This is a genomic window from Sphingomonas sp. Leaf34 (assembly GCF_001421805.1).
Lineage (GTDB): Bacteria > Pseudomonadota > Alphaproteobacteria > Sphingomonadales > Sphingomonadaceae > Sphingomonas.
Genome location: NZ_LMLC01000004.1, coordinates 103,863 through 125,054, shown reverse-complemented (window position 1 = coordinate 125,054; position 21,192 = coordinate 103,863). Strand labels below are relative to the sequence as shown.

General features: G+C 66.9%; 17 protein-coding genes. 5 read left to right on the top strand and 12 right to left on the bottom strand.

What is annotated here, in order from left to right; translation table 11 throughout:
• Window positions 1-39 precede the first annotated feature (39 nt).
• From ASF00_RS12045 to ASF00_RS12035, 3 genes are all read right to left on the bottom strand, one after another.
• A complete protein-coding gene (locus ASF00_RS12045; RefSeq protein WP_055879225.1) occupies window positions 40-1,569 on the bottom strand; it encodes a methyl-accepting chemotaxis protein in 1,530 nt (509 codons plus the stop codon).
• On the bottom strand, window positions 1,566-1,886 hold the full coding sequence (locus tag ASF00_RS12040) for a hypothetical protein (RefSeq protein WP_055879222.1): 321 nt from the start codon (window positions 1,884-1,886) through the stop codon (window positions 1,566-1,568). The genes ASF00_RS12045 and ASF00_RS12040 overlap by 4 nt, the downstream gene beginning before the upstream one ends.
• A gap of 90 nt (window positions 1,887-1,976) precedes the next feature.
• Window positions 1,977-2,951, bottom strand: a complete 975-nt coding sequence (locus ASF00_RS12035; protein WP_055879219.1) for a quinone oxidoreductase family protein — start codon at window positions 2,949-2,951, stop codon at window positions 1,977-1,979.
• A 106-nt stretch (window positions 2,952-3,057) separates the two neighbouring features.
• On the opposite strand from ASF00_RS12035, the gene ASF00_RS12030 reads away from it, so the two are divergent.
• Entirely contained in the window at window positions 3,058-4,518 is a 1,461-nt protein-coding gene (locus tag ASF00_RS12030; RefSeq protein WP_055879215.1) for an aldehyde dehydrogenase family protein, read from the top strand.
• 145 nt (window positions 4,519-4,663) lie between these two features.
• On the opposite strand, the gene ASF00_RS12025 is transcribed toward ASF00_RS12030, so the two are convergent.
• The 5 genes from ASF00_RS12025 to ASF00_RS12005 all read right to left on the bottom strand — a co-directional run bounded on the left by ASF00_RS12025 (window position 4,664) and on the right by ASF00_RS12005 (window position 12,351).
• Window positions 4,664-6,439: an SLC13 family permease gene (locus ASF00_RS12025; protein ID WP_055879213.1), complete on the bottom strand. Its 1,776-nt coding sequence runs from the start codon at window positions 6,437-6,439 to the stop codon at window positions 4,664-4,666.
• A 69-nt stretch (window positions 6,440-6,508) separates the two neighbouring features.
• On the bottom strand, window positions 6,509-9,217 hold the full coding sequence (metH, locus tag ASF00_RS12020) for a methionine synthase (RefSeq protein WP_055879210.1): 2,709 nt from the start codon (window positions 9,215-9,217) through the stop codon (window positions 6,509-6,511).
• A 116-nt stretch (window positions 9,218-9,333) separates the two neighbouring features.
• A complete protein-coding gene (locus ASF00_RS12015) occupies window positions 9,334-10,392 on the bottom strand; it encodes a homocysteine S-methyltransferase family protein (RefSeq protein WP_055879207.1) in 1,059 nt (352 codons plus the stop codon).
• 64 nt (window positions 10,393-10,456) lie between these two features.
• Complete coding sequence (gene metF, locus ASF00_RS12010; protein WP_055879202.1) at window positions 10,457-11,401, bottom strand: methylenetetrahydrofolate reductase; 945 nt, start codon at window positions 11,399-11,401, stop codon at window positions 10,457-10,459.
• Window positions 11,398-12,351, bottom strand: coding sequence for an ArsR/SmtB family transcription factor (locus ASF00_RS12005; protein WP_055879198.1), 954 nt, complete (start codon window positions 12,349-12,351; stop codon window positions 11,398-11,400). Before ASF00_RS12005 ends, metF begins: the two co-directional genes overlap by 4 nt.
• A gap of 207 nt (window positions 12,352-12,558) precedes the next feature.
• Here ASF00_RS12005 and ASF00_RS12000 point away from each other — a divergent pair, with 207 nt between their 5' ends.
• The 3 genes from ASF00_RS12000 to ASF00_RS11990 are packed head-to-tail and all read left to right on the top strand — an operon-like array spanning window position 12,559 to window position 14,202.
• Entirely contained in the window at window positions 12,559-12,930 is a 372-nt protein-coding gene (locus ASF00_RS12000) for a hypothetical protein (RefSeq protein WP_055879195.1), read from the top strand.
• A gap of 7 nt (window positions 12,931-12,937) precedes the next feature.
• Entirely contained in the window at window positions 12,938-13,258 is a 321-nt protein-coding gene (locus ASF00_RS19040; protein ID WP_235525788.1) for a hypothetical protein, read from the top strand.
• Window positions 13,255-14,202 (top strand): aldo/keto reductase, encoded by a 948-nt coding sequence (locus tag ASF00_RS11990; RefSeq protein WP_055879192.1) that lies wholly within the window; start codon window positions 13,255-13,257, stop codon window positions 14,200-14,202. Before ASF00_RS19040 ends, ASF00_RS11990 begins: the two co-directional genes overlap by 4 nt.
• Window positions 14,203-14,347: 145 nt before the next feature.
• Here ASF00_RS11990 and ASF00_RS11985 read toward each other — a convergent pair whose 3' ends face one another.
• The 4 genes from ASF00_RS11985 to ASF00_RS11970 are packed head-to-tail and all read right to left on the bottom strand — an operon-like array spanning window position 14,348 to window position 20,296.
• Entirely contained in the window at window positions 14,348-14,662 is a 315-nt protein-coding gene (locus ASF00_RS11985; RefSeq protein ID WP_055879189.1) for a hypothetical protein, read from the bottom strand.
• A gap of 46 nt (window positions 14,663-14,708) precedes the next feature.
• A complete protein-coding gene (locus ASF00_RS11980) occupies window positions 14,709-16,817 on the bottom strand; it encodes a S9 family peptidase (RefSeq protein ID WP_200910536.1) in 2,109 nt (702 codons plus the stop codon).
• On the bottom strand, window positions 16,814-18,883 hold the full coding sequence (locus ASF00_RS11975) for an alpha/beta hydrolase family protein (protein ID WP_055879186.1): 2,070 nt from the start codon (window positions 18,881-18,883) through the stop codon (window positions 16,814-16,816). The genes ASF00_RS11980 and ASF00_RS11975 overlap by 4 nt, the downstream gene beginning before the upstream one ends.
• A 42-nt stretch (window positions 18,884-18,925) precedes the next feature.
• Entirely contained in the window at window positions 18,926-20,296 is a 1,371-nt protein-coding gene (locus ASF00_RS11970; RefSeq protein WP_055879183.1) for a cytochrome P450, read from the bottom strand.
• A 104-nt stretch (window positions 20,297-20,400) separates the two neighbouring features.
• Between ASF00_RS11970 and ASF00_RS11965 the strand changes: the two genes are divergently transcribed.
• On the top strand, window positions 20,401-21,180 hold the full coding sequence (locus ASF00_RS11965) for an SDR family NAD(P)-dependent oxidoreductase (protein WP_055879179.1): 780 nt from the start codon (window positions 20,401-20,403) through the stop codon (window positions 21,178-21,180).
• Window positions 21,181-21,192 lie beyond the last annotated feature (12 nt).

The window sequence follows — 21,192 nt, the reverse complement described above, 5'->3', positions numbered from 1 at the left end:
GCCCTACCGCGGTTTCGGCGTCGCGCAAACCGGTCCGCGCTACGCCGCCTTGAGTTGCGCCACGAAGCGATCGGTCGCGGCGCGGAGCTGGCGGGCCGTATCCAGCAGACTAGTCGCAGCGCGGGCGACCATGTCCGACAGCCCCGCCGTCTCGCCGGCGACCCGCGCGACGCCGAGCATCTCGTCGGCCATGCTGTCGATCCCCGCCGCGGTGCTGTCCGCGGTGCGCTCGATCGAGGCAGCGGTCTGGTGATGATGCCGCACCTCTGCCTGAATGGTGTCGGCGGCGGTTGCAAGGTGGCCGATCGTCGTCGCGATCCGGCCGAGCGCATCGTTGGCGACCCCCGCCCCCTGCTCCGCCGACCCGGCCAGCGCGCGGATCTCGCTCGAGGCACCGGTCGCCTGTCCGGCAAGCTGTTTGACCTCGCTCGCCACCACCTTGAACCCATTGCCGGCGTCGCCCGCGCGCGCCGCCTCGATCGTCGCGTTCAGCGCGAGCAGGTTGGTCTTGGCGGCGATCTGCTGGATCGAATTGGCGAAGCTGCCGATCGTCTGCGTCCGTTCCACCAGCGCGAGCATCGCCGCGTGGCTGAGCGTCGATGCCGTCCGCGCCTCCGTACCGAGCTGGACCTGCTGCTCGGCGACGGTCGCGATCGACGTCACCGACCGGGTCAGCGCGTGGATCTGCGCCGACAACCGCCCCGCGCTCTCCGACGACTGCGTCGCGGCGGCGGCGCTCGCTTCGGTCTGGCGGGTAGCCACCTGCGCGAGTTCGTTCAACGCGCGCGCCGATCCATCAAGCCGGGTGGAGGCCGAGCCGACCGTGTCGACGATATCCGCGACCGACGCCTGGAACGCCTCTGCCAGCGCCATCATCTCGGCAGCGCGACGCGCGGCCAGTTCGCGTTCGATCTCCAGCCGATGCTGGCGCTCGCGGCCTTCGCGCGCCTCGGCAGCCCGCATCGCGGTGATCGCCTGCTCCATCCGGTTGCGGCTGTCGATCGCTTCGCTCGCCAGCGCCTCGCTCTCGCAGCGCGCCGTTTCCTGGCGGATCATCAGGCTGCGCAACCGGGCGGTAACGTAGCCTAGTACCGCGAGTTGCAGTCCGACGGCGGCGGCATGGATGACGACTCGGCCGATATTGCCAGACCCCGTGAATACCCAACCCGGCGCCGCCATCTCCAGCACCAGATGATGGATCGCGATCAGGCCAGCGGCGAGTGCGACCGGCCGCCAGTCGCACAGCACCACCAGCGCGGCGAGCGCGACGAAGAAATACATGTGCGCGTCCATCTGCCAGGCATGTCCTTGCAACAGATAGACGCCGAGCGCGGGATACACCGCGGCCGGTGTGCCCGACACCAGCCGCGCCACCGGATCGTGACGCCGCCGCATCGCCATCAGCGTGGGCGCGAGATTGACGAGCACCGCGACGACCAGCACCGGGACGAGCCCGTCCGCATCGAGCCACAGCCCCATCAGACCGAGCCAAAGCGTGCAGACCCAACCGGTGATCGCGACGATGGCGATTCCGCGGGTACGAAAAACCTCGAGGTCGGTCGGGTTCATGCCGCCACCGCCGTCTCGCCGCAGGCTACGGCCGATGCCGCAACCATCACGACGCCGTGCGCCATCATGACCCCGGCCAATTGCGCACGATCGCCCCTGACCACGTAACTGTGCGGCAACGGTCCCGCGCCAATCAACAAGGCATGGCCGGCGAAAGCCATGGGCAGCAAGTTTGCGACCGCATTCGCGCCGACCGGCACGAGCAGATATTCGCCGTGCCGCGGCGGCCAAGCGATCAGCACCGCAGACCCGATGCAGACCGCGATACCCTGCGCGACAATACACATCGCCGCTGCGAAATTGTAAGAACGAACCATAGGTTCGACGTACATACAATGCGTTAGGCGGTAGTTAATGTATAGGTCACCGTTTCGCGGTCGCTCAATCAGTCAATCGATCACAGCGGTTCAGGGCAGCAGCAGCGTGCTCCCCCACGTCTCACCACTCTCGACCGCACGGTGCGCGTCGGCCGCATCCTCCAGCGCGAAAGTCTGACCGATTTCGGGGGTGATCGCGCCGCTGTCGAGCATCGCGAACAGGCGTGCGATACCGGCCTGCCTTTCCTCCGACGTGACATAATAATCGAACAGCGTCGGCCGCGTGACGAACAGCGAGCCTTTGCGCGCGAGAACGCCGATATTGACTCGGTCGACCACGCCGCCCGCATTCCCGTAGCTGACGATCAGACCACGCCTGGCCGTGCTGTCGAGGGAGGCGTCCCAGGTCGCGCCGCCCACGCCGTCCAGCACGATCGGCACACCCTTTCCGTCGGTGATCTCGCGGACGCGCGCGGAGATGTCTTCGGACTTGTGGTTGATGACGTGATCGGCGCCGGCCTTGCCCGTGCGCGCCGCCTTGTCCTCGCTGCCGACGCTGGCGATGACGGTCGCGCCGATCGCCTTCAGCCAGCCGACCAGGATGTGGCCGACTCCGCCTGCCGCCGCATGAACGAGCACGGTCTGGCCCGCCTGCACCTTGGCGCAGCGCTCGACCAGGAACTCGGCGGTGGTGCCCTTGAGCAGGATTGCCGCAGCGGTGCGGTCGTCGAGCGTGTCGGGCAACTTGAACAGCTGGGTCGCGGGCACGTTGCGCTCGGTCGCATAGGCGCCGCGCGACGGGCCGAACGTGCCGACCCGGTCGCCGGGCGCGAACCCGGTGACGCCCTCGCCGACCGCCATCACCACGCCCGCGGCCTCGCTGCCGAGTCCCGATGGCAGGTCGACCGGGTAGACACCGCTGCGGTGATAGGTGTCGATATAGTTCAGCCCGACCGCGGTGTTGCGCATCCAGACCTCGCCCTTGCCCGGCAGCGGCAGCTGTACGTCGCGCCACTGGATGACCTCCGGGCCGCCGGTCTGCTCGATGAATGCCACTCTCGCCATGCCCGACTCCTGATGAATTTCGGCGGCAACCTACCTGACGCGTTTCGGGTTGCAACCGATCTCCGGCGAGCCCATTCCTTGGCAAGACAAGATGCGGAGAGGCACGATGAAAAGCTATTTAAAGCAATATATCGATGGCGCGTGGGTCGAGAGCGAGGGCGGCACCGTCTATCAGGTGATCGACCCGTCGACCGAGCAGCCGTGCACCGAAATCACGCTTGGCACCGCCGCCGACGTCGACAAGGCGGTTGCTGCGGCGCGCGCGGCGTTCGAGAGCTGGAGCCAGACGAGCGTGCAGGAACGCCTCGATGTGCTCGGCCGAATCGTGACCGAGTACAAGGCGCGGATGCCCGATCTGGCGAAGGCGATGTCGCAGGAGATGGGCGCACCGATGGCGCTCGCGTCGATGGCGCAGGCACCCACGGGACTCGCGCATTTCTCGGCGACCGCCAAGGCGCTGGCGGCGTTCGAATTCTCGGAAGTCATCGGCAAGGCGACCGTCGTGCACGAGCCGCTCGGCGTTGTCGCGATGATCACGCCGTGGAACTGGCCGCTCAACCAGATCTGCGCGAAGGTCGCCCCGGCGCTGGCCGCGGGCGACACGATGATCCTGAAGCCCTCCGAGGAGGCGCCGTCGTGCGCGGTGATCCTCGCGGAGATCATGGACGCGGCGGGCGTGCCCGCGGGGGTGTTCAACCTCGTCAACGGCGACGGTCCGGGGGTCGGCGCGGCGCTGTGCGCGCACCGCGACGTCGACATGGTGAGCTTCACCGGATCGACGCGCGCGGGCATCGCGGTCGCGCTGGCGGCCGCACCGACGGTCAAGCGCGTGCATCAGGAACTCGGCGGCAAGGCGGCGAACCTCGTGCTCGAGGGGTCCGATCTGGCGGCGGTGCTGCCGCCGACGGTGGCCGGCGTGCTCGCCAATTCGGGGCAGAGCTGCATCGCGCCGACGCGCCTGCTCGTCCATGCGAGCCAGGTCGCGGAGGCGACCGCGATCGTGAAGTCGATGATGGAGCAGACCAAGGTCGGCGATCCCGCCGAGATGGGCCAGCATATCGGCCCGGTCGTCAACAAGGCGCAGTTCGACAAGATCCAGGGGCTGATCCAGTCCGCGATCGACGAAGGCGCGACGCTGGTGACGGGCGGCGTGGGTCGTCCGGACGGGCGCAATGCGGGCTATTACATCCAGCCGACGCTGTTCACCGACGTGCGCCCCGACATGCGGATCGCGCAGGAAGAGACGTTCGGGCCGGTGGCTACGATTACCGCCTATGCCGACCAGGACGAAGGTATTCGCATCGCCAACGCCACCGAATACGGGCTGTCGGCGACGATCTCCGGCGACCCAGCGGCGGCGGCGAAGGTCGCAGGCCGGTTGCGCGCGGGGCTGGTGACGATCAATTCGTGGAGCCCCGACATCGGCGCCCCGTTCGGCGGGTACAAACAGTCGGGCAACGGCCGCGAGAACGGCCGCTATGGCCTGACCGACTTCATGGAAGTGAAGACGATCACCGGCCTGCCGGGCGACGTGCGCGAGGGCAAGCCGGCTGAGGCAGGCGCGTAATCCCCTCTCAATCCTCCCCCCGCCAGGGGGAGGTGGCGCCGAAGGCGACGGAGGGGGAGGATACGGAGCAGGCGTTTTGCTTTCCTCCCCCTCCGTCTGGCAAGGGCCAGCCACCTCCCCCTTGCGGGGGAGGATCGTTGGGTCGTCAGTGCACCGGCCACACCGCGACGATCAGCGGTGTCCCCACCAGCAGAACCAGCAACGACAGCGGTGCGCCCAGTCTTGCGTAATCGCTGAACTTATACCCCCCCGGCCCCATCACCAGCGTGTTGCACTGGTGGCCGATCGGGGTCAGGAAATCGCACCCTGCCCCGACCGCGGTCGCCATCAGGAACGCTTCGGGCCGGAACCCGAGATCGCCGGCAAACGTCGCGGCGATCGGCGCCATCACCAGCACGGTTGCCGCGTTGTTGAGGAACGGCGTCACCGCCATCGCCGCCGCCAGGATCAACGCGACCGCCCCCCAGGGCGGCAAGGTCGCCGCGGTCGACGACAGCCAGGTCGCGATGACCTCCGACGCGCCGGTCGTGCGCAGCGAATCACTGACCGGGATCAGCGCACCGAGCATGATCAGGATGGGCCATTCGACATGATCATACGCCTCGCGCACGGGCAGCACGCCGGTCGCCATGATCAGCCCCGCCGCCGCAAAGAACGCGACCGCCACCGGCACGAACCCCAGCGCGGTCGCACTCATCGCCACCGCAAGGATGGCGATCGGCAACCAGCTCCGCTTCGACACGCCAAGCCGCAACTCGCGCTGCGCGAGCGGCAGGCATCCGAGATCACGCAGCTTGCCCGGCAGCTGCTCGAGCGGGCCCTGCAACACCAGCACGTCGCCCGCGCGCAATTCGGTATTGGCGAGGCGCCGCGACAGATGCTCGCCCTGCCGCGAGATCGCGATCAGATTGACGCCATAGCGCGCCTGCAACGCGAGCCGCGCCGCGGTCTTGCCGGCTAGCGCCGAGCCGAGCCCGATCACTGCCTCGATCACGCCGACCTCGTCGTCGTCGTCCTCGTCGGCCTTTTCGCGATCCTCGCCTTCGAGTTTCAGACGGTCGCGCGCGATGACGCGTTCGAGCGCATCGGGGTCACCGCCAAGGATCAGTGTGTCGCCCGCGCGCAGATGCGTGTGGTCGTGGGGCGCGCTGCGCATCCCGGCGCGCAGGATGCGCGTGATTGTCACCTCGCGATCGTGACGGTCGAGGAACGCGTCGACCGTCTCGTCGACTGCGGGCGAGCCTTCTGAGATCATCGCCTCGGTAACATAGCCCTTGATATCGAGTGCCTCGCCCATCGTCGGTGCCGCCCGCCGATCGCGTGGCAACAGCCGGTAGGCGAAGCGAAGGTAGATCAGCCCCATCAGTGTCAGCCCGAGCCCGACCGGGGCGTAATCGAACATCCCGAACGGGTGTCCGGTCATCTGTTCGCGCACGCGGCTCACGATGATGTTGGGCGACGTGCCGACCAGCGTGATCAGCCCGCCGAGCAGCGATGCGGACGCCATCGGCATCAGGAAGACCGAGGGCGACGTGTCGTTCTTCTTCGCCATCTGGAACGCGGCGGGCATCAGCATCGCGAGCGCGCCGATGTTCTTGACCAGCGCGGAGGCGAACCCGACCGACGCGGTCAGCAGCAACAACTGCGAGCGGACTCGCGTCACGCGCTTGGCGAACTTGGCGAGCGCGACTTCGATGATGCCCGACCGCTGGACCGCCGCCGAGATCACCAGCGCCGAACCGACGATGATGACGATATCGTCGGAGAAGCCCTTGAACGCGTCCTTCGGGCTGACGATGCCAAGCGCGATGCTCGCGAGCAGCGCGAGGATCGCGGTGACGTCGTAGCGAAACCGGCCCCAGATGAAGAGCGCCATCATGCCGATCAGCGTGGCGATCGAGAGATACTGGGGTAGGGTCATCGGGTCTCCGCGTGTCGACCCCTAGTAAGCGCGGGCTCGCGGCGGTTGTTCCGCGCGCGAGCCCGGACCTTAGTCGAGGTTAGGACGAAGCCAGCGCTCGGCGGTCTTGAGGTCCGCGCCACGCCGTGCCGCATAATCCTCGAGCTGGTCGCGGCCGACGCGCGCGACGCCGAAATATTCGGCCTGCGGGTGGCCGAAATAGAAGCCCGATACGGCGGCGGTCGGGAACATCGCAAAGCTCTCGGTGAGTTCGAGCCCGGTCGCGGTCTCGGCGTCGAGCAGGTCGAACAGGATCGGCTTGAGACTGTGATCGGGGCATGCGGGATAGCCCGGCGCCGGGCGGATGCCGCGATACTGTTCCTTGATCAGCGCGTCGTTGGTGAGCTGTTCCTCCGGCGCATAGCCCCAGAGTTCCTGGCGGACATGCTTGTGCAGCCGCTCGGCAAAGGCTTCGGCGAACCGGTCGGCGAGCGCCTTCAGCAGGATGTCGTTATAGTCGTCATGCCCGGCCTTGAAGCGCGCGATATGGTCGTCGATCCCGTGGATGCCGACCGCGAACCCGCCGAACCAATCGTCCTGCGTGTCGACGAAATCGGCAAGGCACATGTTCGCGCGGCCCTCGCGCTTGGCGATCTGCTGGCGCAGCATCGGGAGGCGCACCTCCTTCTGCTCCCTCTCCCCTGCGGGGAGAGGGTCGGGGTGAGGGGCTGTTCCGGGCGCAGCATTGCTTGGCTGCCCCTCACCCCAGCCCTCTCCCCGCAGGGGAGAAGGAGCAGTGACCACCACATCATCCCCCTCGCGCCGCGCCGGCCAGAGCCCCGCAACACCACGCGGCGTCAGCCACTTCTCCGCGACGATCGTATCAAGCATCGCCTGCGCGTCCGCATATAGCGACGACGCGCTCTCGCCGACGACCTCGTCGGTCAGGATCGCGGGGAAATTGCCCGCCAGCTCCCACGCACGGAAGAACGGCGTCCAGTCGATATAGTCGCGCAGATCAGACAGGTCCCAATCCGCGAAGACGTGCACACCGGGCTTCGCGGGCGCGCCCGGCTTCAGCGAAAAGTCCGCGACGAACTTGCGCTCGCGCGCCGTCTCGATCGGGATCAGCTCGCTCTGCCCCTTGTTCGCGCGCGAGATCCGTACCGCCTCATATTCGTCCGCGGTCTTGGTCACGAAGTCGTCGCGGATCGTGTCGCTGACCAAGGTCGACGCCACGCCCACCGCGCGGCTCGCGTCGAGCACATGCACCACGGGCCCGTCATAAGCGGGCGCGATCCTGAGCGCGGTATGGACCTTCGACGTCGTCGCGCCGCCGATCAGCAGCGGCATCGTCATGCCCGCGCGCTTCATCTCCTCGGCGACCGTCACCATCTCGTCGAGGCTCGGCGTGATGAGGCCCGACAGCCCGATCATGTCGGCGTCGTTCTCGTTCGCGGCCTCGAGGATCTTCGACCATGGCACCATCACGCCCAGATCGACCACGTCGAAGCCGTTGCACTGCAGCACCACGCCGACGATGTTCTTGCCGATATCGTGCACGTCGCCCTTGACGGTCGCCATGATGATCTTGCCCTTGCCGCGCGCGCCGGGCTCCTTCATCGCCTCGATATATGGCAGCAGGTGCGCGACCGCCTTCTTCATCACGCGCGCCGACTTCACCACCTGCGGCAGGAACATCTTGCCCGATCCGAACAGGTCGCCAACGACGTTCATCCCGTCCATCAAAGGGCCTTCGATCACCTCGATCGGCCGTCCGCCGTCATTGGCGATGATCAGGCGCGCTTCCTCGGTATCCTCGACGACATGCAGGTCGATGCCCTTGACCAGCGCATATTCGAGCCGCTTGTTGACCGACAGCGAGCGCCATTCGGCTGCCGCCTTCTCCGCGATCACGTCGGTGCCGCGATAGCGTTCGGCGAGCTGGACGAGCCGCTCACCCGCCTCGGGATCGGTGTTGAGCACGACGTCCTCGACCGCCTTGCGCAGTTCGGGGTCGATATCGTCGTAGATGTCGAGCTGGCCGGCGTTGACGATCGCCATGTCCATGCCCGCGGGGATCGCATAATACAGGAACACGCTGTGCATCGCGCGACGCACGGGCTCGTTGCCGCGGAACGAGAAGCTGAAGTTCGACAATCCGCCCGAGATATGGACGTGCGGGCAGCGCGCCTTGATCTCGCGGCACGCCTCGATGAAGTCGACGCCGTAATTGTCGTGCTCCTCGATCCCCGTCGCGACCGCGAAGACGTTGGGATCGAAGATGATGTCCTCAGGGGGAAAGCCGATCCCGACGAGAAGCTTGTACGCGCGCTCGCAGATCTCGACCTTCCGGTCCTTGGTGTCGGCCTGCCCGACCTCGTCGAACGCCATCACCACCACCGCGGCGCCGTAGGCCATGCACTTCTTGGCTTGGGCAAGGAACTGCTCCTCGCCCTCCTTCATGCTGATCGAGTTGACGATCGGCTTGCCGCTGACGCACTTCAGCCCCGCCTCGATCACGCTCCATTTCGAGCTGTCGACCATGAACGGGATGCGCGCGATGTCGGGTTCCGCGGCGATCAGCTTGAGGAACGTCGTCATCGCGTGGTGCGCGTCGAGCAACCCCTCGTCCATGTTGACGTCGAGCACCTGCGCGCCGCTCTCGACCTGCTGGCGCGCGACCTCGACCGCGGCGGGGTAATCGCCCGCCATGATCAGCTTCTTGAACCGCGCCGAACCGGTGACGTTGGTGCGCTCGCCGATGTTGACGAAACTGGTGGAGGAGGAAGTGGTCATGATCTGCTTTCCTCCCCTCCCGCTTGCGGGAGGGGTCGGGGGAGGGACGTGCCGCAAGCGAGTTGGTCGGGTTGGGCCAGCCCCTCCCCTAACCCCTCCCGCAAGCGGAAGGGGAACTATGCCGCCATCGTGAACGGTTCGAGGCCGGCGAGTTTGGTCCGCACCTCCGGGCTCGCGACCGCGCGCGGTTCCAGCCCGCGCACGCCGTCGGCCATCGCCTTGATATGCGCCGGCGTCGACCCGCAGCACCCGCCGAGAACGTTGACCTGCTTGGCCACCGCCCACTCGCCGACCAGCCCAGCGGTCGTCGCGGGCATCTCGTCATACTCACCGAGTTCGTTGGGCAGCCCCGCATTCGGGTAGATCATGATCAGCGTGTCGGCGATCCCCGACAGCGTCTTCACATGCGGCCGCAGCTGCTCCGCGCCGAACGAGCAGTTCAGCCCGATCGTCACCGGCCGCGCATGCCGCACCGCGTGCCAGAACGCCTCGACCGTGTGCCCCGACAGGTTGCGGCCCGACAGATCGGTCAACGTCATCGACAGCATGATCGGCACGTCGCGCCCGAGGTCGTCGCCCGCCTCGATCGCGGCCATGATCCCGGCCTTGGCGTTGAGCGTATCGAACACGGTCTCGATCAGGATGAAGTCGACGCCCACCCCCTCGCCGCCTTCGAGCAGCGCGTCGATCTGCTCGCGGTAAACGCCCTTCAGATAATCGAAGTCGATCTCGCGATAGCCCGGATCGTTGACGTCGGGCGACAGCGACAGCGTCTTGTTGGTCGGCCCGATCGCGCCCGCCACGAAGCGCGGCCGTCCGTCCTTCGCTTCATATTCTGTCGCGAGCCGGCGGGCGATCTTCGCGCTTTCGACGTTGATCGCGCGGACCAGATGCTCGGCGCCGTAATCCGCCTGTGAAATGACGTTCGCGCTGAACGTGTTGGTCGACACAATGTCCGACCCCGCCTCCAGATATTCGCGCGTGATCGTCTCGGGCACTTCCGGCTTGGTGATCGCCAGGATGTCGTTGTTGCCCTTCTGGTCGTGGCTGAGATTCAGGTCGCCCGCATAGGCGGCCTCGTCGAGCTTCCAGTTCTGGATCTCGGTCCCGAACGCGCCGTCGGTGATCAGGATGCGCTTGGCGGCTTCCGCGTTGAAACGTTCACGTGGTGTCATCGTCAGTCTCCTCCCCTCCCGCTTGCGGGAGGGCCCCCAACCCCTCCCGCAAGCGGAAGGGGAGTTACGCCGCAGCCACCGTCACATCGCTCTTCGCGCGCACGCCGAGCATATGACAGATAGCATAGGCGAGTTCGGCGCGGTTGAGCGTGTAGAAGTGGAAATCCTTCACGCCGCCCGCATAAAGCCGCCGGCACATCTCGGCCGCGATCGTCGCCGCGACGAGCTGTCGCGCGGCGGGATGATCGTCGAGCCCTTCGAACAGCCGGTCCATCCAGGCCGGGATCTCCGCGCCGCAAAGCCCCGCGAACTTGCGCGTCTGCGCGACGTTCGACACCGGCAGGATGCCCGGCAGGATCTGCGCGGTGATCCCCGCCGCGGCAACCCGGTCGCGAAACCGGAAATAGGCTTCCGGCGAGAAGAAGAACTGCGTGATCGCACGGCTCGCGCCCGCATCGAGCTTGCGCTTCAGATTGTCGATATCCGCATTGGGATCACCCGATTCCGGATGGCATTCGGGATAGGCCGCGACCGAGATTTCGAACGGGTGCAGCTTGCGCAACCCCGCGACCAGCGCCGCCGCATTCTCATACCCGCCCGGATGCGCCTGGTACGGCTGGCCGAGCGTCGGCATGTCGCCGCGCAACGCGACGATATGGCGCACGCCCGCCGCCCAATATTCCTCGGCGACCTGGTCGATTTCGGCCTTGGTCGCTTCGACGCAAGTAAGATGCGCCGCCGCGTTCATCGACGTCTCGCGCTGGATCCGCGCGACGGTGGCGTGCGTCCGCTCGCGCGTCGATCCGCCCGCACCGTAGGTGACCGACACGAAATCGGGCGCGAGCGGCTCCAGCGTGCGGATCGCCTCCCAGAGCTGCGTGTCCATCTTCTCGGTCTTGGGCGGGAAGAATTCGAAGCTGATGCCGACGTCGCCCGCCAGATCTGCGAACAACGGTTCCTCGAGTGCGCGTCGCGCTTCCGCCAATTGGGGAATCGAAATGTTCGTCATGCCGCCTTCACCTCACGCAGGCTCGCGCCGATCTTGCGACCGAGCCATAATTTCACCGTCAACTCGCCGCCCTCGAGCGTCTCGACGCGCGCCGTCTGCAAGCCCGCCGCGTCAAACCACGCCGCCATCTGTTCGTCCGCGAACCCGAGCCGGGTATGCGCGTCGCGCAGTCGTAATTCCTCGCGGTCGTGGCTTGCAAAATCAGCGATCAGCAACCGCCCGCCGGGCGCAAGCACGCGCGCCGCCTCGCTGACCGCGGCGCCGGGCTGCTGTGCGAAATGCAGGACATGGTGCAAGATCGCGACATCGGCCGCGGCATCTTCGAGCGGCAACGCGTACAGGTCTGCCTGGCGAAGTTCGGCATGCGCCATGTCGTGCAGCTTGGCACGCGCGAGCCGCAGCATCTCCGAGCTCCGATCGATCCCGAGCGCGACCTTGGCACGCCCGCCGAACAGCTCGAGCATCCGACCAGTGCCGGTGCCGATATCGATCAGCGTCTCCATCGGCGCCGCGCCGAGCACCGCTGCCATCGCCGCCTCGATCTCGCTTTCGGCGACGTGGAGCGAGCGGATCGCATCCCATTCGTCGGCATGCCCCTCGAACCACGCCGCCGCACTCGCCGCGCGGTCCGCGCGCACCGCCGCCAGCCGCGCCGCATCCGCGACCGCCCAGTGATCGGGCTCTGCCTTGGCCCACGCATCGAGCGCCGCCGCGATCGGCTCGACCGCGCTTGGCGTGCCCAGCGCGACGAAGACCCAGCTGCCCTCCTTGCGCCGCTCGGCAAGCCCGGCGTCGCACAGGATCTTCACATGCCGCGAGACGCGCGGCTGGCTCTGCCCGAGCACCTGTGCGAGCTCGCCGACCGACAGCTCCATGCGCCGCAACAGTGCAAGGATCCGCAACCGCGTTGCGTCCGCCAATGCACGGAAGATTTCGAGCGCCATCGTCATGCCAGGTCATATAAAGATTTCTTTATATGAGGTCAACGCAGCCGTAAGCCTCTGCGACTTATCGCATCGCGTCCGTTCGTGACGGATCGGAAAGGCTTCATCCGCGTTCGATTGCGCTATGGACCCGGCATTTGCTGGTCCACATAGGGCCACGTCCCCGGGGATACCCGAGGGAGGGACGCCAGATCGTCAACGGGAGTAGTTTATATGAAGAAGTTTCTGATCCCCGCGCTGGCCCTGACGGCCGGTCTCGCAGCCTGCAGCAACAACGCGCAGGACCAGACGGCACAGGCCGCCAACGCAATCGCCGCCGATGCCAGCGCGACCACCGCCAACGCGGTCGACGACGTCAGCGCCGCCAGCGATCGTGCGCTGGGTTCGGCCGAGCGTTCGCTCGACAATGCCGGTGCGCGCCTGGACAACGCCACCGACAATCTCGACGTGAAGGCCGACCGCGCCGGTGACCGTATCGAAGCCGGTGCAGACCGCGCAGGCGCCTCGATCAGCAACGGTGCCGACCGCGCTGCCGATGCCACGGGCAACGCGCTGACCCGCGCCGGCAATGCGATCAAGGACTAAGCCCTGAATGGATCGCCGCCTGCCTCCCCTCGTCATCCCGCCGACCGCCGGGATCTCTTGGTTCGGGTCTCCTCGACCCACGCGGAAAGATACCAGCGTTCGCTGGTATGACGGATGGGGCGCGGCGGTCCTTCTACCCGTGGCGCTGGCAGCCTGCTCGCCCGCCAGCGAACCCGGGGCCGTTACCGCCGACGAGGCGCATCAGTTGAACGAGGCGGCCGCGATGCTCGATGCGAACAGCGTCGCTCTCAACGCGGTCGTCGCCGCTCCTGACGAAACGGCGCCCGATACAGACATACCCTCAAATCAAAGTGATCAGACGCGATGACGCTGCGCCGCCTCGGTTCGACCGATCTCAAGATCGCCCCCCTCGTCCTCGGTGGCAACGTCTTCGGGTGGACGGCTGACCGCGCCGCCAGCTTTGCGGTGCTCGACGCATTCGTCGCGGGCGGCGGCACGATGATCGATACCGCCGACATCTATTCAGCCTGGGTCGACGGCCACAAGGGCGGCGAATCCGAGAGCATGATCGGCGAATGGCTGAAGGCCAGCGGCAAGCGCGACGACGTGCTGATCGCGACCAAGGTCGGCATGCTGCCCGGCGACGGCGGCGAGAAGCTCGCGCCGGCGCGCATCGCCGCAGCAGCCGAAGCCTCGCTCAAGCGCCTCGGCACCGATCGGATCGATCTCTATTACGCGCATCAGGACGATGAGGATGTCGCGCAGGAGGACGTCCTCGAAGCGTTCGGCAGGCTCGTCGATGCCGGCAAGGTGCGCGTCATCGGCGCGTCCAATTTCCACGCCGCTCGCCTGAAGTCCGCGGTCGACGCGGCCAAGGCGGCGGACCTGCCGCGCTATCACGTGCTGCAGCCCGAATATAATCTGGTCAGCCGGACCAAGTTCGAGGGCGAGTTGCAGGATTACTGCGTCACCGAAAATATCGGCGTGCTGCCCTATTATGGCCTCGCCTCGGGCTTCCTGACCGGCAAATACCGCACCAAGGACGATCTCGGTCAGAGCGTCCGCGGTGGGCGGATGGGCGAATTGCTCGACGGCAAGGGCAAGGCCGTGCTCGACGCGATGGACTCGGTGGTCGAGGCGACCGGCGCCACGCATGCGCAGGTGGCGCTCGCATGGCTGATCGCGCAGCCCGGCGTCACTGCGCCGATCGCCAGCGCCACCAGCGTGAGGCAGATCGAAGACCTGATCCCCGCGATGACGCTCGAACTGACCGAGGATCAGCTGGGAACCCTCACCGACGCCGGCGTCTGATCGCTTGATCCTCCCCCGTAAGCGGGAGGTGACGCGAGGCGACGGAGGGGGCGGCAAGACCCGCGCCCGTTCCGTGTCCTCTCCCTCCGTCATCTTCGATGACACCTCCCCCCGCGGGGGTGAATTGGTCGGCGTTCCGCTTCGTTTACGCCCCCCAGGGGCCAGTCGTTTTGGGGACCGATACGCCCGATGGCTTGGCAGATACGCCGTCAAGTCCGGCGAGCGGCAACGCGTCCGAGGCCTCTCCGCTCTGCACCGGCACCGATACGAGAATCGCAATATCCGCCGCCGTCTCCGGGTCGGTCAGCCGATGGACGATGTCGCGCACCGTCGCGACCTCCCAGTCATCCTCAGACGCAATCGCGAGCTTGTGGCCGACCGCCGGCAGCGCGTCGAATTCGTAATCCTCCTGCCGATCGGCGCCGACCCAATTCGCGCCCATGAAAATCCGAACCAGCATTCGCGAACCTCTTTATCGTTTCAGTCTTCGCCCACCGCGCGGTGCGCTACTTCGCCAGCCCTAGCTGTTGCAGCATGAAGGCCTGCCACTCGGCATTCTGGCGATACCGCTCGAACCGGCCCGACTTTCCGCCATGCCCCGCCTCCATGTTGACACGGAACAGCAGCGGGTTCGTATCGGTCTTCCTCTCGCGCAGCTTGGCGACCCATTTGGCCGGCTCGTAATATTGCACCTGGCTGTCCCATAGCCCCGTTCCGACATAGAGCGCCGGATACGCCTTCGCCTCGACGTTGTCGTAGGGCGAATAGCTCAGCATGTAATCGTAGGACGCCTTCTGCGCGGGGTTCCCCCACTCGTCGTACTCGAACGTCGTCAGCGGGATCGACGCGTCGAGCATCGTCGTGACGACATCGACGAACGGCACCTGCGCGATGATCAGCTTATAGTCCGCGGGCGCCATGTTCGCGATGCCGCCCATCAGCAGCCCGCCCGCGCTGCCGCCCATCGCGGCCACCCGGTCCTTGGCGGCGTATTTCTGCGCAACGAGATAGCGGGTGACGTCGATGAAGTCGGTGAAGCTGTTCTTCTTGTTGAGCAGATGCCCGTCGTCATACCAGCCGCGCCCCATCTCCTGCCCGCCGCGGATATGCGCGATCGCGTAGACGACGCCGCGGTCGAGCAGGCCGATCCGGCCCGGATCGACGGCCGGATCGCTCGAAATGCCGTAGCTGCCATAGGCATATTGGAAGAGCGGCGCGGTGCCGTCGCGCTTCACACCCTTGGCATAGACCAGCGAGACCGGCACGCGTGTACCGTCGCGCGCGGGTGCCCAGACGCGTTCGGTGACGTACTTCGCGGGATCATAGCCCGGCACCGGAGCGACCTTCAGCACGCGCCGCTCGCCGGTCTGCGCGTTGACCTCGTAGGTCGTCGTCGGGGTCACGAGCGAGCCATAGGTGTAGCGCACCCACGGCGTCGACGTTTCCTCGTTGACGTCGAGCGACATCCGATAGGCGGGTTCGTCTGCCGTCACGGGGGTCGACTTGCCCGCGTCGTTCAGCACGCGGATCATGCGGTTGCCGCCTTCGCGCTGGTCGATCGCGACGAAGCCGTCGAACGGCTTGAAGCCTTCGATGAAGACGGTGTCGCTGGCGGGCGTCAGGTCGCGCCAGGCCGCCGTACCCTTGGCCAGGTCCGCATCGGCGACGGTGACGAGCTTGTAGTTCTTCGCAGCCCGGTTGGTGCGGATGATCCAGCGATTGCCGATATGATCCGCGCCATAGCGGAACTCGCGCGCCCGCGGTGCGACGATCGTGAAGCGGCTCGGCGCAGCGGCGGGGGCGCAGCGTTGCTCGTCGCTCACCGTGCTGCCGACACCGATGCAGATGAACCTGTCGTCGGCGGTGCGCGAGACCTCCATCGAATAGGTGTCGTCCTTCTCCTCGTACAGCAACCGATCGCTGGTGACGGGGGTGCCGAGGACATGCGCCTTCACGCGGTAACCGCGCAGCGTCACCGGGTCCTTCTCGACGTACAGGATGGTCTTGTTGTCGTCCGCCCAGACGACATTGGGCTCGATGTTCGAGACGGTGTCGGCGAGGAGCGCGCCGGTCGCGAGATCCTTGACCTTCAGCACATATTGGCGGCGACCCACCGTATCCTCGGCCCAGGCGACGCGGCGGTTGTCGGGGCTCACCGCCCAGTCGCTCAGCGCGAAGAAGCTGTGGCCCTTGGCCATCGCCGGCTGGTCGAACAGCGTTTCGGCGGGTGCGGTGCGGCTGCCCTTGCGGCGTTCCAGGAGCGGATAATCCGCGCCCGTCTGGAACCGCGAACCGTAATAATAGCCGTTCTTCGCGTACGGCACCGAGCTGTCGTCCTGCTTGATATGCGCGACGGTGTCTTCGTAGAGCTTGGCCTCGAGCGGTTTCAGCGACGCGAGCTGCGCATCGGTATAGGCGTTCTCCGCGGCGAGATAGGCGAGCATCTCCGGGTTCTTGCGCGTGTCGTCGCGCAGCCAATAATAATCGTCCTCGCGCGCGCCGTTGGGCGACGTCACCTGGAACGGCTTCTTGGCGACGCGCGGCGGCTGGACCTGCGCGACGGCGGCGGTGGACACCAACGCCACCCCCGCCAGCATCATATAGCGTATCGTCATTGTGCTGCCCCCTGTGCCGGTGCTGCTGCCGGCTTCCGGTATCGATCGAACCAGGCGATGATCGCCGACGCCTTCGCCGCGGATTGCGACGGGCGTGCCGCGAGGCCACCATGGCTCGCGCCCGGCACCTTGACCAGCGCGGTCGGCACGCCGCGGATCTGCAGCGCGGCGTAATATTGCTCGGATTCGCTGACCGGCGTCCGGTAATCGTCGCCACCGACCACCACCAGCGTCGGCGTCTTGACGTTGCCGACGATGCTGAGCGGCGAGCGGTTCCAATAGCTCATCGGATCCTCCCACGGCAGCTTGGTGAACCAGTAGCGCGAGGTGAACAGCGTGTTGTCCATCGTCAGCGCCTCGCTGATCCAGTTGATCACCGGCTTCTGCGTCGCAGCGGCCTTGAACCGGTCGGTCTTGCCGACGATCCACGCGGTCAGCAGCCCGCCGCCCGATCCGCCGGTCACGAACAGATTGTCCGGATCGGCGGTGCCGTCGGCGATCGCCGCGTCGACCGAGGCGATCAGGTCGTCATAATCGGCGGCGGGATAGGTCTTGTCGATCAGATTGGCGAAGTCGGCGCCGTAGGAGGTCGATCCACGCGGGTTGGTCCACAGCACCGCATAGCCGGCCGCGGCATAGAGCTGCATGTCGGTCGCGAAGCCGGGGCCATAGGCAGCGTTCGGCCCGCCGTGGATCTCGAGGATCAGCGGCATGCGCTGGCCTGCGACACGGCCCGGCGGGGTGGCGAGCCAGGCGTCGATCGGCCGGCCATCGGGTGCAGTCACCGCGATCTTCCGTACCGAGGCGAGCGCCTTCGATCCGGTCAGCACCGCGTTGAGCATCGTCAGGCGGCGCGGTTTGCCACCCGCCAGCACCCAGACATCGGCGGGCGCGCTTGCGTCGCCGCCGGTATAGGCGATCGTGCCGCCCTTCGAGACGGAGAAGTCGCCGCCGGTATAGGGCCGGTCGAGCCCGCCGCCCGCGACGTTGTCGACCAGCGGCGAGACGCGACCGTCCACGCCGATGCGTGCGACCTTGCGCTGGCCGTGATCGTCATAGCTCGCATACAGGCTGCGGCCGTCGGCGGCCCACACCGCGTCCTCGATTCCGCGGTCGAGCGTGGCGGTCAGCGAGCGCGGCGATGCCGCATCACGGTCGCCGACGTAGAGTTGCGTGTTCTCATAGCTGCGGCGCTTGTCGTCGAAGCCGAGCCACGCGATCTTCGCACCGTCGGGCGAGACGCGAGGCTGGGCGTCGGGGCCGTCGCGCGTCGTCAGCGTCCGCATCGTGCCGCTCGCCGCATCGACCGCGATCACGTCGGAATTCATCACCTGGCGATCCGCCGCGGGCCCACGGATCGCAGCGAAAACGATGCTGCGGCCATCGGGCGTCCACGACAGCGGGCCGCCATCGTCGAACTTGCCATAGGTCAGTTGCCGCGCCGCGCCCCCGTCCGCGCCGACCACGAACAGATGGTCGTAGCCCGGCTTCACATAGCCCGGCCCGTCGTTGCGATAGTTGACGCGGTCGATGATCGTCAGCGGTTCGGCCCATTTCGCACCCTCGGGCTTGGGCGGGGCGGCGCCGAGCTTGGTGCCCTCGCCCGCCACCGTCGCGATATAGGCGAGCCTTGTCCCTTCGGGCGACCAGGCGAGCGCCTGCGGATCGCCGGGGAAGCTCGTGATCCGCGCGCTCTGCGCCGCACGGATCCCGCGCACGAACAGCTGCGATCCCTCGCCATCGCGCGCGGCATAGGCGATGCGCGATCCATCGGGCGACCAGCGCGGGCTGCTGCCGTCGGTGGCGAACGGCGTCTGCCGGCCGCTCGCGACGTCGATCAGCCAGAGCGAGGACTGCATCTTGTCGGTCATCACGTCGCCGGTGCGGCGGACATAGACGATCGTCTTGCCGTCCGGGCTGATCTGCGGGTCCGCCGCGATCGTCAGACCAAACAGGTCGCTGCCGGTTAAGCTGCGCGTCGGACCTTCGGATAGCGGTGCGGTCGGCTGGTGTTGCGCGAACGCCGGCGTCGCCGCTAGCAGGAGAAAGGCAAGGGTCAAGCGCAACGGGCGGCTCCTTCGAATGAACCGCGCGAAGATGACATAATATTACGTGGTGGCAAGCGGTACGAACGTCACCGGCAGTCCGTCCTTCGGGCGCGGAATCGGGAAGACCTGCCACGCATCGCCGCTCCCCGCCGCCGCCTCAATCCGGTAGCGCGTCAGCAGATGCGCGATCAGCAGCCGCATCTGCATCGTCGCGAAGTGCAGCCCGATGCACATGTGCGCGCCGCCGCCGAACGGCACCCACGCGAACCGGTGCCGCCCCTTCGACGCCTCGGGCGTAAAGCGCAGCGGATCGAACCGATCGGGATCGGGCCAGAATTCCGCCATGTGGTGCGTATAGGTGATGCCGACGCCGACGCTCGTCCCCGCCGGGATATCGAACCCGCCGAAGCGGAACGGCTTGAGCGCGCGGCGCGGGATCGACGGGACCGGCGGCATCATCCGCAGCGATTCCTTGAACGCATATTCGGTAAGGACGAGGCGATCGAGCTGCTCGGTCAGCGGTAGCGCCGTATCCAGCGCGGCGACCTCGGCGCGCAACCGCTCCTGCCACTCCGGGTTGCGCGCGAGCAGCATGACGAGGCTCGTCGCGGACGAGGTGATCGTGTCGTGCGCGGCCATCATCAGGAAGTTCATGTGATCGGCGATGGCGAGTGCGGTCAGCGGCGCGCCGTCGTCATCGGTCGCACGACAGAATTGCGAGAAGAAATCCTGCCCGTCGCCGCTGCGTCGCGCGGGGATCTCGCGCTCGAAAAAGTCGACGAGATAGGCGCGCGCCTTCACGCCCTTGCGCATCTGCGTGCCCGGCCAGGGTTTGCGGATCGGCGAGACGCTCGCCTGCACCTCGTCGACGAACGCCTGGTTGATCCGGTCCGCCTCCGCCCCCAGCGGCACGCCGAGGAAGCTGGTCGCGGCGAGATCGAGCGTGAGTTTCTTTACGACGTCGTAGAAGCGTACCGTGCGGCCGGCCCAGCCGCCGATCGCGGCCGCGATCCCGGTATCGAGTTCGGTAGCATAATGCCGCATCGGCTCGGGCTTGAACGCGACCGACAGCGTTTTCCGGTCGGTGCGGTGCTTCTCGAAATCCATCAGCATCAGCCCGCGCGGGAACAGCAGGTTGAGGAGCGGGCCCCAGCCCTGCTCGGACGAAAATATTTTGTCGCGATCGAACAGGATCAGCTCGTTCGCGTCGGGCCCGAGCAGCATCAGCCCCGTCCCGCCGAGCGCGGTGTTGCGATAGACCGGCCCGAATCGCGCGACCATGCTGCGCGGAAATCCGATCGGATCGGCCAGCAATTTGAACGTGTTCCCGAACAGCGGGAGGCCGTCGTCACCCGGGATGTGATCGAGTGCGCCTTTACGCTGGCGCGGGAGCCAGTGCGGGCTGGCATTCTGCAACATGGCGTGGCTCATCGTCGGATCCTCAGCGACATGCCGGCTTGGCAAGCCTCGAATACGAGCATAACTATTGTTCTGCAACCGGGACGCGGATCTTGGGGCTTTGACAGGAGAGATGCATGGACCTCGCAAATTGTGCTGCCGTCGTGACCGGCGGCGCGTCGGGCCTGGGCGCCGCCACCGCGCGCGCGCTGGCCGCCAAGGGCGTGAAGGTGGCGATCTTCGATCTCCAGGTGGACAAGGGCGAGGCGCTGGCCGACGAGATTGGCGGCGTCTTCTGCAAGGTCGACGTGACGTCGGATGACAGCGTCGATGCGGGGTTCGCGGCAGCACGCGCGGCGCATGGGCAGGAGCGGATCCTCGTCAATTGCGCGGGCACTGGGAATGCCGCGAAGACCGCAGGGCGATCGAAGCAGGACGGCTCGATCAAGCATTTCCCACTCGATGCGTTCGACCGGATCATCCAGATCAACCTGGTCGGCACGTTCCGCTGCATCGCCAAGTCGGCGGCGGGGATGCTGACGCTGGATCCCGGCACGGACGGCGAGCGCGGCGCGATCGTCAATACGGCGAGTGCGGCGGCGGAGGATGGCCAGATGGGGCAAGCCGCCTATTCCGCGTCGAAGGCGGGAGTGGTCGGCATGACCTTGCCGATCGCGCGCGACCTGATGAGCGAGGGGATCCGGGTGAACACGATCCTGCCGGGGATCTTCGACACGCCGTTGTTGGCCGCAGCACCGCAGCCGGTGCGCGATGCGCTGGCGGCGTCGGTGCCGTTTCCGAAGCGGTTGGGGCGGCCGGAGGAGTTCGCGGCGCTGGCGCTGACGATGATCGAGTGCGGGTATTTCAACGGCGAGGACGTGCGGCTGGACGGCGCGATCCGGATGGCGCCGCGGTAAAGCGGGCCGAGC

What these genes read in the sequence shown, in the direction of transcription:
- ASF00_RS12045 (WP_055879225.1), bottom strand. Translation starts at nt 1,569, where the DNA reads ATGAACCCGACCGACCTCGAGGTTTTTCGTACCCGCGGAATCGCCATC.
- ASF00_RS12040 (WP_055879222.1), bottom strand. Translation starts at nt 1,886, where the DNA reads ATGGTTCGTTCTTACAATTTCGCAGCGGCGATGTGTATTGTCGCGCAG.
- ASF00_RS12035 (WP_055879219.1), bottom strand. Translation starts at nt 2,951, where the DNA reads ATGGCGAGAGTGGCATTCATCGAGCAGACCGGCGGCCCGGAGGTCATC.
- ASF00_RS12030 (WP_055879215.1), top strand. Translation starts at nt 3,058, where the DNA reads ATGAAAAGCTATTTAAAGCAATATATCGATGGCGCGTGGGTCGAGAGC.
- ASF00_RS12025 (WP_055879213.1), bottom strand. Translation starts at nt 6,439, where the DNA reads ATGACCCTACCCCAGTATCTCTCGATCGCCACGCTGATCGGCATGATG.
- metH (WP_055879210.1), bottom strand. Translation starts at nt 9,217, where the DNA reads ATGACCACTTCCTCCTCCACCAGTTTCGTCAACATCGGCGAGCGCACC.
- ASF00_RS12015 (WP_055879207.1), bottom strand. Translation starts at nt 10,392, where the DNA reads ATGACACCACGTGAACGTTTCAACGCGGAAGCCGCCAAGCGCATCCTG.
- metF (WP_055879202.1), bottom strand. Translation starts at nt 11,401, where the DNA reads ATGACGAACATTTCGATTCCCCAATTGGCGGAAGCGCGACGCGCACTC.
- ASF00_RS12005 (WP_055879198.1), bottom strand. Translation starts at nt 12,351, where the DNA reads ATGACGATGGCGCTCGAAATCTTCCGTGCATTGGCGGACGCAACGCGG.
- ASF00_RS12000 (WP_055879195.1), top strand. Translation starts at nt 12,559, where the DNA reads ATGAAGAAGTTTCTGATCCCCGCGCTGGCCCTGACGGCCGGTCTCGCA.
- ASF00_RS19040 (WP_235525788.1), top strand. Translation starts at nt 12,938, where the DNA reads ATGGATCGCCGCCTGCCTCCCCTCGTCATCCCGCCGACCGCCGGGATC.
- ASF00_RS11990 (WP_055879192.1), top strand. Translation starts at nt 13,255, where the DNA reads ATGACGCTGCGCCGCCTCGGTTCGACCGATCTCAAGATCGCCCCCCTC.
- ASF00_RS11985 (WP_055879189.1), bottom strand. Translation starts at nt 14,662, where the DNA reads ATGCTGGTTCGGATTTTCATGGGCGCGAATTGGGTCGGCGCCGATCGG.
- ASF00_RS11980 (WP_200910536.1), bottom strand. Translation starts at nt 16,817, where the DNA reads ATGACGATACGCTATATGATGCTGGCGGGGGTGGCGTTGGTGTCCACC.
- ASF00_RS11970 (WP_055879183.1), bottom strand. Translation starts at nt 20,296, where the DNA reads ATGAGCCACGCCATGTTGCAGAATGCCAGCCCGCACTGGCTCCCGCGC.
- ASF00_RS11965 (WP_055879179.1), top strand. Translation starts at nt 20,401, where the DNA reads ATGGACCTCGCAAATTGTGCTGCCGTCGTGACCGGCGGCGCGTCGGGC.